The organism is Streptomyces sp. A0958, from assembly GCF_004795035.1.
Lineage (GTDB): Bacteria > Actinomycetota > Actinomycetes > Streptomycetales > Streptomycetaceae > Streptomyces.
On the sequence record NZ_SSBK01000003.1, the window covers coordinates 82,809 to 101,771 of the forward strand.

An 18,963-nucleotide genomic window follows, 5' to 3' on the forward strand; every position below is an offset into this window, starting at 1 on the left:
CGGGTCGCGGGTACGGGGCGGGGCCCGGTGCCGTACCCGGCACCGGCCGCGCGGTCGGTCAGGTGAGGCCGAGTTCGTTCTCGATGAAGGCGAAGACGTCGTCGGCCGAGGCGGTTTCGAGCTGGTCGCCGACCTTCTGGCCGCCGTCGCCGCTCTGCGCGTCGAGGGTTTCGGTCAGCCGGGCCAGCAGGCTCTGCAGGCGGGCGGTGATCCGGGTGGCCTCGATGTCCTCGGCGGCGAGCGCCGCCGCGGCCTCCTCCAGCCGGTCGAGCTGGGCCAGTACGGGGAGTTCGCCGAGGCTGTCGTCCTGGCAGAGCTCGGACCACAGGTGGCCGGCGAGCGCCCCCGGGCTGGGGTGGTCGTAGATCATGCTGGTGGGCAGGGGGCGCCCGGTCGCGGCGACGAGCTTCGTGCGCAGGTCGACGGCGGCGACGGAGTCGAACCCGAGGTCGGTGAAGCCCCGGTCGGGCGCGACCTCGGCCGGGTCGTCGTAGCCGAGCAGGGCCGCCACGTGCGTACGGACCAGGTCGAGGAGCACGGACCGCTGCTCCGGCTCGGTCAGTCCGGCCAGCCGGTCCGCGAGGCCCGGATCGCCGGCACCGCCGCCGTCCGGGGCCCCGTCCGCACCGAGCGCGGCTCGGGCGTCGGGCAGGGCGTCCAGGAGCGGGCGGGGCCGGGCGAGTACGTAGGTGGGGGCGAACCGCTCCCAGTCGAACGCGGCGACCACCGCGTGCGAGGGGCCGCCCGCCAGGATGCGGCGCAGGGCCCCCACGGCGAGGGCGGGGGCCATCGCGGGGGCGCCCATCCGGCGCATGACGGCGGCGAGTTCGGCGTCGACCATGCCGCCGTCCCAGGAGCCCCACGCCACGGAGGTGGCGGCGAGACCACGGGCGCGCCGGCTGTGGGCGAGGCCGTCGAGGTAGGCGTTGGCGCTGCCGTACGCGGACTGGCCGGCGCTGCCCCACACGGCGGCGCCGGAGGAGAACAGCACGAACGCGTCGAGCGGGGTGTCGGCGAGGAGTTCGTCCAGGTGGCGGGCGCCGAGCACCTTGGCGTCGGCGACCTCGGCCAGGTCCGCGAGGGTCAGTTCGCCGAGCGGGGCGATGCGCTGCGGGAGGCCCGCCGCGTGGAACACGGCGGTCAGGTCGGGCAGTCCGGCGAGCAGGGTGCGGACGGCCTCGCGGTCGGCCATGTCGCAGGCCGCCACGGAGACGCGTGCGCCGGTCTTGCCGATCTCCTCCACGAGCGCGGCGGCGCCCGGGGCGTCGGGCCCCCGCCGCCCGACGAGGACCACGTGCTCGGCGCCGTCGGCGGCGAGCATCCGTGCGACGTGGGCGCCGAGCCCGCCGGTGCCTCCGGTGACCAGGACGGTGCCCCGGGCCCGCCACGAGGCGGCCGGGTCGGGCTGTGCGGGGCGGACCAGGCGGCGGGCGTGGACCCCTTCGGGGCGCACGGCGACCTGGTCCTCACCGGCTGCCCCGGAGAGCGTGTCGCACAGGCGGCGCAGGACCGCCTCGTCGTCCGGGCCCTCACCGCGAACCGGCAGGTCGATGAGGCCGCCCCAGGTCGCGGGGGCCTCCAGGGCGAGCGCCGCGCCCAGGCCCCAGACGGCGGTCTGCTCGGGCCGCACGGGCCGGGCCGCCGCGTCGGCGTCGTCGGTGGCCACCGCGCCCCGGGTCAGGCACCACACCGGGGCCGCCCACTCCCGGGCCGCCGTCTCCCGCAGCAGGGCGGTGGTGTCCGCCAGGCCCCGGGACAGGGCGGGGTGGTCCGGGTGCGGGGTGGTGTCGAGGGCGAGCAGGCTGACCACTCCGGCGGGGGCGGTCAACGCCTCGGGGAGGCCGCCTTCCACCAGGACCGGGTTGGCGCCCCGGCCCGCCAGCGCGGCGGCCAGGGCGTCCGCGAGCGGGCGCCGCGCCGCGGGGTGCACGACGAGCCAGTCACCGGTGAGCGGGGCGGGCGGCGCCGGGTCGGCGACCGGGGCCCAGGACACCCGGTAGCGCAGCGCGTCCACGGCGGACGCCTCGCGCTGCCCGGCGCGCCAGCTGGTGAGCGCGGGCAGCACGGGCGCCAGGTCGGCGGGGTCGACGCCGAGCCGTTCGGCCAGCCCCGCCGCGTCCTCGCGCTCCACGGCCTCCCAGAACCGGGCCTCCCCCGGGTCCGCCGGGGCAGCCGTCGCCCGGCCCGCTTCGGGCGCGGCGGCCCAGTAGGTGCGGTGCTGGAAGGCGTACGTGGGCAGGTCCACGCGGTGCGGCCGGTGGCCGGTCGCCGTGAAGCAGGCGTCCCAGTCGACGGGGACGCCCCGGGTGTGGGCGAGGGCTACGGCCTCGGTCAGGACGCGTTCCTCGTCCCTGCCCCGGCGCAGGGCGGCGGTGAACACCGGCAGGTCCGCCCCCTCGTCGGCGCCGGCCAGGCAGTCCGGGCCGAGCGGGGTGAGGGCGGCGTCCGGGCCCAGCTCCAGGAAGGTGCGGACGCCCTTGGCGGCGAGCGCGCGCACGGCGTCGCTGAAGCGGACGCTCGCCCGGACATGCCGCACCCAGTAGTCGGCGCAGGCCAGTTCGTCGTCACCGGCGAGTTCACCGGTGACCGTGGAGACGACCGGGATGCGGGCGGTGCCGTACGTGAGGGACTGGGCGACCTCGCGGAACGCGTCGAGCATCGGCTCCATCAGCGGCGAGTGGAACGCGTGCGACACGGCGAGCCGCTTGGTGCGGCGGCCGAGGCCGGTGAAGTGGGCGGCGACGGCGAGGGCTTCGGACATCACTCCTGAGACGACGACGGCTTGCGGGCCGTTGACGGCCGCGATGCCTACCCCGTCCGTGAGGAGGGGCAGCACCTCGTCCTCGGACGCCTCCACCGCGATCATCGCGCCGCCGGGCGGCAGCGCCTGCATCAGCCGGCCCCGGGCGGCGACCAGTCGTGCGGCGTCCGCGAGGGAGAGCACCCCCGCGACATGCGCGACGGCGAACTCACCGACGGAGTGCCCGGCCAGGAAGTCGGGCCGCACGCCCCATGACTCGATGAGCCGGTACAGCGCCACCTCGCAGGCGAACAGGGCGGGCTGCGCAAGCCCCGTACCGTCGATCAGCTCCCGGTCCTCGCCCCACATCGCCGCCCGCAACGAAGTGTCGAGGTGGGCGTCGAGCGCGTCGACGGCCTCGTCGAAGGCGCGGGCGAACACCGGGTACGCGGCGTGCAGTTCCCGCCCGGTACCGAGGCGCTGGGCGCCCTGGCCGGTGAACAGGACGGCGCTCAGCGCGTCGGGCCGGGCATCACCGGTGACGGCGGCGCCGCCCTCGGCCGACCCGTCCGCGAGCGCGCGCAGCGCCCGTACCAGCTCGCCGCGCCCGTCGGCGGTCCGCCCGTCCGCGACGACCACGGCACGGTGCTCCAGGGCGGCCCGGGTGGTGGCCAGCGACCAGGCGGTGTCGGCCAGGGGCTCCCGGGGGTGGCCCTCCAGGTGGTCGGCGAGGCGGGTGGCCTGCGCCGCCAGTGCCTCGGGGCGCCGGGCGGAGAGCAGCACGGGCACGAACCGGGGGGCGGTGCCGTCCTCCTCCGTGACCTCGTCGGCCGGGGCGGCCGGGGCCTCCTCCACGATCACGTGGACGTTCGTGCCGCTCAGGCCGAATGAGGACACCCCGGCCCGCTTGGCGCGCCCCAGCTCCGGCCAGGCGACCGGCTCGGTGAGCAGCCGCACGCTGCCCGCGCTCCAGTCCACGTTGTGGCTCGGCTCGTCCACGTGCAGGGTGCGCGGCAGGACGCCCGCCTTCATCGCCTGCACCATCTTGATCACCCCGCCGACCCCGGCGGCGGCCTGCGCGTGGCCGATGTTCGACTTGAAGGAGCCCAGCCACAGCGGCTGTTCGGCGGGCCGCTCTCGCCCGTAGGCGGCGATGAGGGCCTGCGCCTCGATCGGGTCACCGAGGGTGGTGCCGGTGCCGTGCGCCTCGACGGCATCGACATCGGCGGGGGCGAGGCCGCCGGAGGCCAGGGCCTGCTGGATGACGCGCTGCTGCGAGGGGCCGTTCGGCGCGGTGAGGCCGTTGGACGCGCCGTCCGAGTTCATGGCCGAGCCGCGGATGACGGCGAGGACGGGGTGGCCGTTGCGGCGGGCGTCGGACAGCCGCTCGACGAGGAGCATGCCCGCACCCTCGGACCAGGTAGTGCCGTCGGCCGCCGCCGCGAAGGACTTGCACCGTCCGTCGGGGGCCAGGCCCCGGTCCTGGCTGAAGCCCACGAAGGAGTCCGGGCTCGCCATGACGGTGACGCCGCCCGCGAGGGCCAGCGCGCACTCGCCGCCGCGCACGGACTGGACGGCGAGGTGGAGGGCGACGAGCGAGGAGGAGCAGGCCGTGTCCACGGTGACCGCGGGGCCTTCGAGCCCCAGCGTGTACGCCACCCGCCCGGAGGCGACGCTCGCCAGGCCGCCGGTGCCGCCGCCGCCCGGGTAGTCGTGGTAGACGACCCCGGCGAACACCCCGGTGCGGCTGCCCTTCAGCGAGGTCGGGTCGATCCCGGCCCGCTCGATGACCTCCCAGGACACTTCGAGCAGGAGGCGCTGCTGCGGGTCGGTGTCGCGTGCCTCGCGCGGGCTGATCTTGAAGAAGTCCGCGTCGAACTCCCCCGCGTCGTGCAGGAAGCCGCCCTCACGGCAGTACGTCTTGCCGGGCGTCGACGGCTCGGGGTCGTACAGGGCGTCCATGTCCCAGCCCCGGCCGTCCGGGAAGAGCGAGACGGCGTCCCGGCCGGCGTCCACCAGCTGCCACAGCCCCTCGGGCGAGGTGATGCCACCGGGGAAGCGGCAGCCCATCGCCACGATCGCGACCGGCTCACTGCCCCGCGCCTCGGCCTCCGACAACTGGCGCCGGGTGCGCTGGAGTTCGGCGGCGGTGCGCTTGAGATAGTCCCGCAGCTTGTCGTCGTTGCTCATCGAACCTCAACCAATCTGCAGCTGATCGCTGGCTAGGAGATGCCGAATTCGCTGTCGAGCACGTCGAACAGCTCCTCGTCGGTGACCGTTTCGAAGTCGGGCCCCTCGCCGTCCGACGCCGGTTCGCCCTGCGCGTCGCGCCAGCGCCGCACGATGGCCTCCAGCCGGGCGGTGATCGCGTCGGCACGGGCGCCGACCGTCTCCGCGTCCCCGCCGGCGGCGGGGAACCCGCCGAGCACGTCCTCGATCCGGTCCAGCTCGGCCAGCACCGCGGCGGCCGGATCGTCGGCCCCCGCACCGGACTCGGACTCCAGGCGCTCCGCCAGGAACGCGGCGACGGCACGCGGGGTCGGGTAGTCGAAGATCAGCGTGGCGGGCAGGTCGCACCCCGCGGCGGCGGTGAGCCGCTTGCGCAGCTCGACGGCGGCCAGCGAGTCGAAGCCCATGTCACGGAAGGCGAGATCGGTCTCGACCACGGCGTCGGAGGCGTGCCCGAGTACAGCCGCCACATGCGTGCGGACCAGAGCCAGCAGCACCCGCCCCGCCTCGGCCGCCCCGAGCCCGTCCAGCTCCGCCCGCAGCCCGGCCGCCGCACGCTGCGACTCCTCGGCGCTGGGCTCGTCGTGCACGACCGGGACCACGGCCCCGGCGGAGCCGCTGCCCTCGACCCAGAAGCGGGAGCGCTGGAAGGCGTACGTGGGCAGCTCGACCTTCCGGGCCCCGGTACGGGCGAAGAACGCCTCCCAGTCGACCCGGACGCCCTGCACGTACAGCCGCCCCACGGCCCCGACCAGGGACTTCACCTCGGCACGGTTCCTGCGCAGCAGAGGCACGAGTGCGGTGTCCTCGTCGGTCACGGACCCCGCACCGAGAGCGGCCAGGACGGCGTCGGGCCCGACCTCCACGAACGTACGCGCCCCCGCCTCCTCGGCGGCACGCACCGCGTCGGCGAACCGCACCGGCCGGCGGACCTGGTCGACCCAGTACTCCGGGGACCGCCAGGCGGAGGAGGCGGCCCCGGTGACGGTGGAGACGACCGGGATGCGCGGTTCTTCGTACTCCAGTTCGCCGGCGATCGCGCGGAAGGCGTCGAGCATCGGCTCCATCAGCGCCGAGTGGAACGCGTGCGAGACGGCGAGACGGGTCGTCCTACGGCCCAGAGCGGCGAAGTGCTCGCCCACGGCGAGGGCCGCTGTCTCGGTGCCGGACACGACGACCGCCCGCGGGCCGTTGACGGCTGCGATCGATACGCCGTCGGTGAGGACGGCAAGGACTTCGGCCTCGCTCGCCTGCACGGCCACCATCGCGCCACCGGCCGGCAGCGCCTGCATCAACCGACCACGGGCGACGACCAGCCGCGCCGCGTCCGCGAGGGAGAGCACCCCCGCCACGTGCGCGGCGGCCAGCTCACCGATCGAGTGCCCCACGACCATGTCCGGCGTAACCCCCCACGCCTCGACCAGCCGGAACAACGCCACCTCGAACGCGAACAGCGCGGGCTGAGTGAAGGACGTCTTGTTCAGCGCCTCCGCGTCTTCCCCCCACACCACCTCACGCAACCCCGTACCAAGATGCGCGTCCACCTCCCCGCACACCGCGTCAAACGCCTCCGCGAACACCGGAAACGCCTCGTACAGCTCACGGCCCATCCCGAGCCGCTGCGCGCCCTGCCCCGTGAACAGGAACGCCGACTTTCCCCTGGGACGGGTCCGGCCCACGACCACTCCGGGGTGTTCGTTCCCGGCCGCGAGCGCGGCGAGGGCGTCCGCGCGGTCACCGAGGACCACCGCCCGATGGGGGAAGGCGGTACGTGTGGTGGCCAGGGAGAGCCCGATGTCCGCCGCATCGGCCTCGGGCTCTCCCACGGCCTGTTCCCGCAGGCGGGCGGCCTGAGCACCGAGGGCCTGCTCAGTCTTGGCCGACACCACCCAAGGAACCACGGGGAGCGCGGCCCGCACGACCGTCTCCCCCGTCTCTTCCGGCGCCTCCTCCACGATCACGTGGGCGTTCGTCCCACTGATCCCGAACGAGGACACCCCGGCCCGCCGCACCGCGCCGCCGGGCACCCAGGCACGCGATTCGGCCAGCAGCTCCACCGCACCGTCCGACCAGTCGACCTGGTCCGAAGGCGTTTCCGCGTAGAGCGACTTGGGCAGGACGCCGTGGCGCATCGCCATGACCATCTTGATGACGCCCGCGACACCGGCCGCCGCCTGGCTGTGGCCCATGTTCGACTTGATGGACCCGAGCCACAGGGGCTGCTCCTCGGGCCTCGCCTGCCCGTACGTCTCCAGCAGGGCCTGCGCCTCGATCGGGTCGCCCAGGGACGTGCCGGTGCCGTGCGCCTCGACCGCGTCGACCTCGGCCGCAGTCAGGCCCGCGTCCTCCAGGGCCCGGCGGATCACGCGCTGCTGAGCGGGTCCGTTGGGGGCGGTGAGACCGTTGCTGGCGCCGTCCTGGTTGAGGGCGGAGCCGCGGACCACGGCGAGGACGGGGTGGCCGTTGCGGCGGGCGTCGGACAGCCGCTCCAGGAGCAGGACGCCCGCGCCCTCCGAGCAGGCGACGCCGTCAGCCGATGCGGAGAAGGACTTCGAGCGCCCGTCGGAGGCCAGGCCCTGCTGGGTGCTGAAGTACACGAACATGTCCGGGGTCGACATGACCGTCACCCCGCCGGCCAGGGCCAGCGAGCATTCGCCCGTCCGCAGCGCCCGGGCCGCCATGTGGAGCGCGACCAGCGAGGACGAGCACGCCGTGTCGACGCTGACCGCGGGGCCTTCGAGCCCCAGCGTGTAGGCGACCCGGCCGGACACCACACTGCCCGCCGTGGTGGACCCGGGCTCGGCGCCGAGCGCGTAGTCGTGGTACATCACCCCGGCGAACACCCCGGTCGAGGACCCCTTGAGCGTCGTCGGGTCGATCCCGGCCCGCTCGATCGCCTCCCAGGCCACCTCCAGCAGCAACCGCTGCTGCGGGTCCGTCACCAGGGCCTCGTTGGGGCTGATCCCGAAGAACACCGGGTCGAAGTCGGGGGCGTCGTAGAGGAAGCCGCCCTCGCGGGCGTACGTCTTGCCGGGCGTGCCCGGCTCGGGGTCGTACACCTCCGCGTCCCAGCCACGGTCCGCCGGGAACTCACCGATGGCGTCCACGCCGTCCGCGACCAGGCGCCACAGCTCGTCGGGCGTGGTCACCCCGCCCGGGTAGCGACAGCCCATCCCGACGATGACCACCGGGTCGTCGTCGTACCGGGTACGGCCGGACGTGCCCGCCTCTTCGAGCCGGCGCTCGGCGTCCGCCAGCCGGCGGCGCACGTCCCGCAGGTCGGTCGTGGCCCGCTTCAGGTACTCGAGAAGTCGCTCCTCGTTGCTCACAGAGACCTACTCCCTCTGGTAGACGATCCGTGGCGACTCACTCACGCGGCGTCCAACGTCGATCGGATTTCGCACGCTACTGAGGGCGTTGAGGGACGGCCTACCCTTAGCCCACCCCTGCCGCGGGCCCCGGACCGGCGGGGTGAAACCACACGGAGAAGCCGGGGTGCGCGACGGCTGCTGTACAGCTGTCGCACACCCCGGCCGGTGGGGTCCATGCCGCCGGGTGAGGCGGACGGACGTCAGGGGGTCGCGGGGCTCCCGAGCTCGTTGTCGAGGATGTCGAACAGCTCGTCCGCGGTGACCTCGTCCAGGTCCTGGCCCGCGTCGTCCGCCTCCTCCGGCTGCGGTGCGTCGAGCCGGCCGGCCAGCTCCCGCAGGCGCTGCACGAGCCGGGCGCGTTCGGGCCCGGCCGGCGGGGCGTCGGTCGTCAGCAGGGACTCCAGTTTCTTGAGGTCCGCCTCCGCCCGGGACACGGGCACGGCCGGAACCAGGCGGGCCGCGATGTACGCGGCGACCTCCGCCGCGCTGGGGTAGTCGAAGATCAGCGTGGCCGGCAGCCGCACCCCGCTGACCGCCGTGAGCTGGTTGCGCAGTTCGACCGAGCCGAGCGAGTCGAAGCCCAGCTCCCCGAACGCCCGGTCCGGTTCGATCGCCTCCCCGGACGCGTGCCCGAGCACGGCCGCCGCGTGCCCCCGTACGACGTCCAGGATGATCCCGGTCCGCTCCTCCTCGTCGCACCCGGCGATCCGCGCCGCGAGCCAGGCACCCTTCGGCGCACCGGCAGCGGTCCGCTTCCGTGCGGGCGGGGCCATCGCCCGCAGGAGGGCGGGCAGTTCGTCGGTACGGGTGCGCAGGGCGCCCGGGTCGACCCGGAGGGGGACGGTGGCCGGCAGCCCCGATGCCAGCGCCGCATCGAACAGCCCAAGGCCCTCCGCCTCGGTGAGCGCGGGCATCCCGGCGCGGCGCATGCGCTCCAGGTCGGCATCGGCGAGATGAGCCGCCATGCCGGTGTCGACGGCCCAGAGCCCGAAGGCCATCGAGGACGCGGGCAGGCCCTCGGCCCGGCGCTGAGCGGCGAGGGCGTCGAGGAAGACGTTGGCCGCCGCGTAGTTGCCCTGCCCGGCCGCGAGTACGAGGCCGCCTGCGGAGGAGAACATCACGAAGGCGGACAGGTCGAGGTGGGCGGTCAGCTCGTGCAGGTGCCAGGCGGCGTCCGCCTTCGGGCGCAGGACCGCGTCCACCCGCTCGGGGGTCAGGGCCCCGACCACGCCGTTGTCGGCGACGCCGGCGACGTGGACGATGCCGGAGAGGGGGCGCGCCGGGTCCACCGAGCTGATGACCGCGCCCAAGGACTCCCGGTCCGCCACGTCGCACGCGGCGACGGACACCGAGGCGCCCAGGCCGGACAGCTCGGCCACCAGGTCACCGGCGCCCGGCGCATCCGCTCCCCGGCGACCCACCAGCAGCAGGCTGCGCACACCGTACTCGGCCACCAGATGCCGAGCCACACGGGCACCCAAGCCGCCCGTACCCCCGGTGATCAGTACGGTCCCGTCCGCGTCCCACACCGGAGCCGCCGCCTCGTCACCCGAAGCGGCCGGAACGAGGCGCGGTACCCGGGCTTCGCCCTCGCGTACCAGCAACTCCGGTTCGCCCAGGGCCACCAGGCGGTCGAGCGGCACCGAACCGTCGGAGTCGACCAGCACGAACCGGCCCGGGTTCTCCGCCTGCGCCGCCCGCACCAGACCCCACACCGGGGCCTGCCGCACATCGACCGACTCGCCCACCGCGTCACGGGTGACCACGGCCAGCACAGCGCCCTCGGGCCGGTCCACCGACAGCCACTCCTGCACGGCTCCCAGCGCACGACCGACCACCTCACGGACCGCTCCCGGCACGTCCGCGTCGCCGTCCTCCACCGCGCACTCGAACACGGCGGGGGCGGGCGCGGCTGCCGATCCGTCGCCGTCGCTCAGGGAGACCGCCTGCCAGTCCACCCGGAGCAGCGATTCGGCGGTCCCGGGGCCGGACTGCCGGCCCCAGACGGGCCGGGAGAGCAGGGATTCGACCGAGAGCACGGGGCTGCCGTGCTCGTCGGCAACGGTCAGCGAGAGGCCGTCCTGCTGGGCGACGGGCCTGATCCGCACCCGGAGCGCCTTGGCCCCGGCCGCGTGCAGCGCGACGCCGTTCCACGCGAAGGGGAGCAGCGTCTGCCCACCGTCCTCACGGCCCGGGATGGCGAGCAGCCCGACGTGCATCGCCGCGTCCAGCAGGGCGGGGTGCAGTCCGAAGCGGGCGGCGTCCTCGTGGGCGGACTCCGGAAGGCGGACCTCGGCGTACAGCTCCTCACCGAGGCGCCAGGCCGAGGTGAGGCCCTGGAACACCGGCCCGTAGTGGTACCCGGCAGCCGCCAGGTCCTCGTAGGCACCGGCGACGGTCAGCTCCTCGGCCCCGGCCGGCGGCCAGTCCATCAGTCCGCCCGGCCCGTCCTCGTCCACCACGGGCGCCAGCACCCCTTCGGCGTGGCGGGTCCACGGCATGTCCGGCTGGTCGTCGGCGCGCGAGTGGATCGCCACGGCCCGGCGCCCGGTCCCGTCGGCCGCCCCGACCGCCACCTGGACGGCGATGCCGCCCAGCGGTTGCAGGATGAGCGGCGCCTGCAGGGTGAGTTCTTCGAGCAGCCCGCAGTCCAGCTGCTCGCCCGCCCGGACGGCCAGCTCGACAAAGCCGGTGCCGGGCAACAGGACGCTCCCGAGGACGTTGTGATCGACGACCCAGCCGTGCGTACCGGCGGACAGCCTGCCCGTGAGCACGACGCCACCGTCGTCGGGCAGGACAACGGCCGCGCGGAGCACCGGGTGGTCGAGTGCGACCTGCCCGGACGCGGCAACGGCCCCACCCTCGGACGCGGGCGCTTCGAGCCAGTAGCGGGACCGCTGGAAGGCGTACGTGGGCAACTCGACCTTACGAGCGCCCGAGCCGGCGTAGAACGCCTCCCAGTCCACCCGCCCGCCGCCCACGAACACCCGGGCCAGGCCGCCGGCCAGGGACTCGGACTCGTCGCGCTTCTTGCGTGCCAGCGGGACGAAGGTGCTGGTGTCGGCGGTGGCGGACGCGGCGGCGAGCGCGGTGAGCACCGCGTCCGGGCCGATCTCGATGAACGTACGGGCGCCGAGGGCTTCGGCGCTCGCTATTGCGTCGGCGAACCGGACCGGCTCGCGGACCTGGTCGACCCAGTACTCCGGGGTCTGCCAGGCGGAGGACACGGCCCCGGTGACGGTGGAGACGACCGGGACTCGGGGCTCCGCGTAAGACAGTGCGCCCGAGATCACGCGGAACTCGGTGAGCATCGGCTCCATCAACGCCGAGTGGAACGCGTGCGAGACGGAAAGACGGCTGGTCTTACGGCCCAGCGCCGCGAAGTGCTCGCCCACGGCGTGGGCTTCCGCCTCCACGCCCGAAACCACAACCGCCTGCGGCCCGTTGACGGCCGCGATGCCTACCCCGCCCGTGAGACGCGCAAGCACCTCATCCTCGGTCGCCTGCACCGCCACCATCGCGCCACCGGCCGGCAGCGCCTGCATCAACCGACCACGGGCGACCACCAGCCGCGCGGCATCCGCGAGCGACAGCACACCCGCCACATGCGCGGCGGCCAGCTCACCGATCGAGTGCCCGACCACCACGTCAGGCGTAACCCCCCACGCCTCAACGAGCCGGAACAACGCCACCTCGAACGCGAAGAGCGCGGGCTGAGTGAAGGACGTCTTGTTCAGCTCCTCCGCGTCCTCCCCCCACACCACCTCACGCAACCCCGTACCAAGATGCGCGTCCACCTCCCCGCACACCGCGTCAAACGCCTCCGCAAACACCGGAAACGCCTCATACAACTCACGACCCATCCCGAGCCGCTGCGCACCCTGACCCGTGAACAGGAACGCCGACTTGCCCTTCGTCACCGCTCCCCGCACCACCTCCGGGTGCTCCTCACCGGCCGCGAGCGCGGTGAGCGCGCCCGTACGGTCACCGAGGACCACCGCCCGGTGCTCGAAGACCGACCGCGAGGCCACGAGCGAGTAGCCGATGTCCTCGGCCCGGTGGTCACCGGCCACGGACAGCAGGCGGTCCGCCTGAGCGGCCAGCGCGTCCGGGGTCTTCGCGGACACCAGCCACGGAATCGCCGGGAGTCCGCCCACCGGTTCAGCGGCAGTAACCGGAACCTCCGGGGCCTCCTCCACGATCACGTGTGCGTTCGTCCCGCTCAGCCCGAACGACGACACACCCGCGCGCCTCGGGTGGCCGGCCGGCTGCCACTCCCGGGCGCTGGTCAGCAGTTCCACCTCGCCGGCGGACCAGTCGATCTGGTCCGAGCGCTCCTCCGCGTGGAGGGTCGGCGGGAGCACACCGTGGCGCATCGCCATGACCATCTTGATGATGCCCGCGACACCGGCCGCCGCCTGCGTGTGGCCCATGTTCGACTTGATGGAGCCGAGCCACAGGGGCAGGTTCTCTTCTCGCCCCTGGCCGTAGGTGGCAAGGAGCGCCTGTGCCTCGATGGGGTCGCCGAGCCGGGTACCCGTGCCGTGGGCCTCGACCGCGTCGACCTCCGCCGCCGTCAGGCCCGCGTCGGCCAGGGCCTGGCGGATCACGCGCTGCTGGGCCGGTCCGTTGGGGGCGGTGAGGCCGTTGCTGGCGCCGTCCTGGTTGAGGGCCGAGCCACGGACCACGGCGAGGACCGGGTGGCCGTTGCGGCGGGCGTCGGACAGCCGCTCAAGGAGCAGCACGCCCGCGCCCTCGCCCCAGCCCGTACCGTCCGCACCGGCGCCGAAGGACTTGCAGCGGCCGTCCGGCGAGAGGCCGCGCTGCTCGCTGAAGTACACGAGCATGTCGGGCGTCGACATGACCGTCACACCGCCCGCGAGGGCGAGCGAGCACTCGCCGGAACGCAGGGCCTGGGCCGCCGAGTGCAGCGCGACCAGGGACGACGAGCACGCCGTGTCGACGGTGAGCGCCGGGCCTTCGAGGCCGAGCGTGTACGCGACCCGGCCGGAGACCAGGCTTCCTGCTGTGCCGCCCGCGTAGTCGTGGTACATCACCCCGGCGTACACGCCGGTGCGGCTGCCCTTGAGCGTCGTCGGGTCGACCCCGGCCCGCTCGATCGCCTCCCAGGCCACCTCCAGGAGCAGCCGCTGCTGCGGGTCCATCGTCAGCGCCTCGCGGGGGCTGATCCCGAAGAACGCCGGGTCGAACTCCGCCGCGTCGTACAGGAACGCGCCGTCCCGGGCATACGACTTCCCCGGCACACCCGGCTCCGGGTCGTACACGTCCGGGTCCCAGCCCCGGTCGTCGGGCAGCGGGGCTATGGCGTCCACGCCGTCCGCGACCAGGCGCCACAGCTCGTCGGGGGTGGTCACCCCGCCCGGGTAGCGGCAGGCCATGCCCACGATCACGACCGGGTCCTCGCGGCCCGCCCGGACGACGGCCGGGGCCGGTTCGCGGTCCGCGTCCGGGGTGCCGTCGAGGAGCGTCAGGACGAACGCGGCGACGGCCTCGGCGGTCGGGTGGTCGAAGATCAGCGTCGCCGGTAGCCGCAGCCCGGTCTCGGCGTCGAGGCGGTTGCGGAGTTCGACGGCGGTGAGGGAGTCGAAGCCCAGCTCGTCGAAGGCGCGGCCCGGTTCGATGGCCTCGCCCGAGGCGTGGCCGAGTACCGCCGCGATCTTCGTACGGACCAGGTCCAGGACGGCACCGGCCCGCTCGGCACCGGTCAGGCCCGCGAGCCGGGTCCGCAGCACCGGTGACCCGGCACGCGCGGCCCGGCGGCCGGGGGTCCGGACGAGGCCCCGCAGCAGGGCGGGGACGTCGTCGGCGTGCGAGCGGAGAACGGCGAGGTCGAGGCGTACGGGGACCGAGGCCGGCACGTCGGACCGCAGCGCGGCGTCGAAGAGGGCGAGGCCCCGGTCGGCGGGGATCGCCGGGGTGCCGGCCTCGCGCATGCGGTCGAGTTCGGCCGCTCCGAGACCGGTGCCCATGCCTCCCGGAGTGTCCCAGAGGCCGAAGGCCATGGACGACGCCGCGAGGCCGTCGGCCCGGCGGTGGGCGGCGAGGGCGTCGAGGAAGGCGTTGGCGGCGGCGTAGTTGGCCTGCCCCGTGGAGCCGAGGGTTCCGGCGACGGAGGAGAAGAGGACGAAGGCCGGCAGTTCCAGGTCCCGGGTCAGCTCGTGCAGGTGCCAGGCGGCGTCCGCCTTGGGCGCGAAGACCTCGCGGAGCCGTTCGGCGGTGAGCGAGGTGACCATCGCGTCGTCCAGGACGCCCGCCGCGTGGACGACGCCCCGCAGCGGGTGGGCCGGGTCCACCCCGGCCAGGAGTGCGGCCACGGCCTCGCGGTCGGCCACGTCGCACGCGGCGAGCGTCACGCTCGCGCCCGACTCGGCCAGTGCCGCCCGCAGTTCCTCGGCCCCGGGCGCCTGCGCGCCACGGCGGCCGGCCAGCAGCAGGTGCCGTACGCCGTGCTCCGCGACCAGGTGGCGTGCCACGAGCGCGCCCAGCCCGCCCGTACCGCCGGTGATCAGTACGGTCCCGGCCTCGTCCCACACCGGTCCGGTCCCGGCGGTTCCAGTGGTTCCGGCGGTTCCAGTGGTTCCGGCGGTCCCGGCCGGTGCGGTGACGCGGGCCAGCCGGGGGGTCAGCGCCCGCCCGTCGCGTACCGCCGACTCCGGTTCCTCGCCGGCCCCCGCGAGTGGAAGGCCCTCGGGGGCGTCCGTGTCGAGCAGGACGAACCTGCCCGGGTTCTCCGCCTGTGCCGCCCGGACCAGACCCCACACCGGGGCCTGCCGTACGTCGACCGGCTCGCCGTCCGCCACGGCCACCGCGCCGCGTGTGACGACCAGGAGGGTGGCGGCGGCGAAGCGCTGGTCGGCCAGCCACTGCCGGATCACGTCCAGGACGTGGACGGCCACGGCGTGGGCGGCCGACGGCACGTCCGCCTCCGCTGCCGCCTCCGGGGCGCAGTCCAGGACGACCGTGCCGGTCACGGGGCCCTCGGCGGGTACGTCCTCCCACCGCAGCCACGCGTCCGGCGCCGGCGCGGCCCCGACCGGCTGCCAGACGACCCGGTACAGCGGGTCCGCCGCCGCCCCCGCACCACCCGGCGCGGCCTCCAACGCCCGGCCGACGACCCCGCCGACCGACGCGACCGGGGCACCCGAGGCGTCCGCGATCTCCAGGGCCAGGCTCTGCGGGGTCGGCCGGGAGATGCGTACCCGGGCGGTGGACGTCCCGTCCGCGAACAGCCGCACGTCCTTCCACACGAACGGCAGGACCGTGGACCCGTCGTTCTCCTCGGCCCCCGCCACCAGCGCGGCGTGCATCGAGGCGTCCAGCAGCGCCGGGTGCAGCCCGTAGGCGTCGGCCTCCACGTCCTCGGCCGGCGCGACCTCGGCGTAGAGGTCGCCGTCGAGCCGCCAGGCGGCCGTCAGCCCCTGGAAGGCCGGCCCGTACGCCAGGCCCTGCTCGCGCAGGCTCTCGTACGCGCCGTCCAGAGCGACCGGCACCGCGCCCGCCGGAGGCCAGGCGGACAGCTCAAAGTCGGGCGCCTCCGCCTCCTCGGCCAACACCCCTTCGGCGTGCAGCACCCAGTCGGCGTCGGGCAGGCTCTCGTCCCGCGCGTAGACCCCGACCGTGCGCCGGCCCGTCGCGTCGGCGGCCCCCACGACGACCTGCACGGCGACGGCCCCGTCCCCGGCGAGGACGAGCGGCGCGTGCAGGGCCAGTTCCTCCAGCGCCTCGCAGCCCACGTGGTCGCCCGCGCGCACCGCCAGCTCCACGAACCCGGCCCCGGGGAAGATCACCGCGTCCCGCACCACATGGTCCGCGAGCCACGGCTGAGCGGCCACGGCGAGCCTGCCCGTGAGCACCGCGCCCCCGGAGTCGGCCAGGGTGACCACGGAACCGAGCAGAGGATGCGGGTGGGCCGCGCCCCCCGGCCTGACCGCGTCGAGCCAGAAGCGGCTGCGCTGGAAGGGGTACGTGGGCAGGTCGACCCCGCGCGCACCCGTACCGGCGAAGAACGCCTCCCAGTCGATGACGACCCCGTCGACGTACAGCCGGCCCATGGACCCGACCAGGGACTCGGCCTCGGGGCGGTTCCTACGTACCAACGGTATGAAAGCGCTGTTCTCGTCGGACGCCGAACCGGCCCCGAGCGCGGTGAGCACCGCGTCCGGCCCGATCTCGATGAACGTACGCGCACCCAGCCCTTCGACCGTGCGCACCGCGTCGGCGAACCGGACGGCCTCGCGGACCTGGCCGGCCCAGTAGTCAGCCGACTGCCAGTCGTTCGACAGTTCGCCGGTGACGGTGGACACGACGGGAATGCGGGGCTCGGCATAGACCAACTGCCGGGCGACCGAGCGGAACTCGTCGAGCATCGGCTCCATCAGCGCGGAGTGGAACGCGTGCGAGACGGAAAGACGGGTCGTCTTACGGCCCAGAGCGGCGAAGTGCTCGCCCACGGCGAGGGCTTCCGCCTCCACGCCCGAAACCACAACCGACTGCGGGCCATTGACGGCCGCGATGCCTACCCCGCTGGTGAGGCGCGTAAGCACCTCGTCCTCGGTCGCCTGCACCGCCACCATCGCACCACCGGCCGGCAGCGCCTGCATCAGACGGCCACGCGCCACCACCAGCCGTGCGGCATCCGCCAGCGACAGCACCCCCGCCACATGCGCGGCGGCCAACTCACCGATCGAGTGCCCCGCGACCACATCAGGCGTGACACCCCACGCCTCGACCAGCCGGAACAACGCCACCTCGAACGCGAACAACGCGGGCTGAGCGAAGGCCGTGTTGTTCAGCGCCTCCGCGTCTTCCCCCCACACCACCTCACGCAACGCCACACCGAGATGCGCGTCCACCTCCCCGCACACCGCGTCAAACGCCTCCGCGAACACCGGGAACGCCTCATACAACTCACGGCCCATCCCCAGCCGCTGCGCGCCCTGACCCGTGAACAGGAACGCCGTCTTTCCGGTGGTACGCGTGGCTCCCTTCACCAGTCCCGGGTGTTCGTCCCCGGCGGCGAGGGCGGCGAGGGCAGCCGTACGGTCACCGAGGACCACCGCCCGCTGGGCGAATGCCGTACGCGTCGTGGCCAGCGCATACGCCAGGTCCTCGGGACGGTGGTCGCCGGCCACGGACAGCAGCCGTTCCGCCTGAGCGGCCAGCGCGTCCGGGGTCTTCGCGGACACCAGCCAGGGGATCACCGGGAGTTCGCCCACCGCCTCGGCGGCGTGCGCCGGAAGCTCGGGGGCCTCCTCCACGATCACGTGCGCGTTCGTCCCGCTCAGCCCGAACGACGACACACCCGCCCGCCTCGGGCGCCCCACCGGCTGCCACTCCCGGGCCTCGGTGAGCAGTTCCACCGCACCGGCCGACCAGTCCACCTGGTCCGAGGGCGCGTCCACGTGCAGGGACTTGGGCAGGACGCCGTGACGCATCGCCATGACCATCTTGATGATGCCCGCGACACCGGCCGCCGCCTGCGTGTGGCCGAAGTTGGACTTGACCGAGCCCAGCCACAGCGGCCGGTCCCCGGGCCTGCCCCGGCCGTAGGTGGCGAGCAGGGCCTGGGCCTCGATGGGGTCGCCGAGGCGGGTGCCCGTGCCGTGGGCCTCGACCGCGTCGACCTCGGCGGCCGACAGGCCCGCGTCCGCGAGCGCGTTGCGGATCACGCGCTGCTGGGCGGGGCCGTTGGGCACGGTCATGGCGCTGGACGCGCCGTCCTGGTTGACCGCCGAGCCGCTGACCAGCGCGAGCACGGGGTGGCCGTTGCGGCGGGCGTCGGACAGCCGCTCCAGGAGCAGGACGCCCGCGCCCTCGCCCCAGCCCGTGCCGTCGGCGGCTGCGGCGAACGGCTTGCAGCGGCCGTCGGGGGCGAGACCGCGCTGCCCACTGAAGTAGACGAGCATGTCGGGCGTCGACATGACCGTCACACCGCCCGCGAGGGCGAGCGAGCACTCCCCGGAGCGCAGCGCCTGGGCGGCCGTGTGCAGCGCGACCAGCGAGGACGAGCAGGCGGTGTCGATGGTGACCGCGGGGCCTTCGAGGCCGAGCGTGTACGCGACCCGGCCGGAGACGAAGCTGCCCGCCGCGCCGTCCGCGTAGTCGTGGTACATCACCCCGGCGTAGACGCCGGTGCGGCTGCCCTTGAGCGTCGTCGGGTCGACCCCGGCCCGCTCGATCGCCTCCCAGGCCACCTCCAGGAGCAGCCGCTGCTGCGGGTCCATCGTCAGCGCCTCGCGGGGGCTGATCCCGAAGAAGTCCGGGTCGAACTCCGCCGCGTCGTACAGGAACGCGCCGTCCCGGGCATACGACTTCCCCGGCACACCCGGCTCCGGGTCGTACACGTCCGGGTCCCAGCCCCGGTCGGCCGGGAAGCCGGACACCGCGTCGACGCCCCCGGCCACCAGCCGCCACAGGTCCTCCGGTGTGCCGGCCCCGCCGGGGTAGCGGCACGCCATGGCCACGATCGCGATCGGGTCGTTGCTCGCGGCGGTGAGCCGGGCGTTCTCCTCGCGCAGCCGCTCGTTGTCCGTGAGCGACTTACGGAGTGCCGCCACGACCTGTTCCATCGATGTGCTGGTCACGTCATCCTCATCATCCAGC

General features: G+C 74.6%; 3 protein-coding genes. All 3 read right to left on the minus strand.

What is annotated here, in order from left to right:
- Positions 1–58 precede the first annotated feature (58 nt).
- A complete protein-coding gene (locus E6P78_RS04080; protein ID WP_136202111.1) occupies positions 59–4,930 on the minus strand; it encodes a type I polyketide synthase in 4,872 nt (1,623 codons plus the stop codon).
- Between the two features lie 32 nt (positions 4,931–4,962).
- Positions 4,963–8,298: a type I polyketide synthase gene (locus E6P78_RS04085; protein WP_136202112.1), complete on the minus strand. Its 3,336-nt coding sequence runs from the start codon at positions 8,296–8,298 to the stop codon at positions 4,963–4,965.
- 242 nt (positions 8,299–8,540) lie between these two features.
- On the minus strand, positions 8,541–18,929 hold the full coding sequence (locus E6P78_RS04090) for a type I polyketide synthase (protein WP_136202294.1): 10,389 nt from the start codon (positions 18,927–18,929) through the stop codon (positions 8,541–8,543).
- Between the last annotated feature and the right edge of the window lie 34 nt (positions 18,930–18,963).

Excerpts from the sequence above, each read along its gene's own strand:
- E6P78_RS04090 (WP_136202294.1), bottom strand. The coding sequence starts at position 18,929 with ATGGAACAGGTCGTGGCGGCACTCCGTAAGTCGCTCACGGACAACGAG.
- E6P78_RS04080 (WP_136202111.1), bottom strand. The coding sequence starts at position 4,930 with ATGAGCAACGACGACAAGCTGCGGGACTATCTCAAGCGCACCGCCGCC.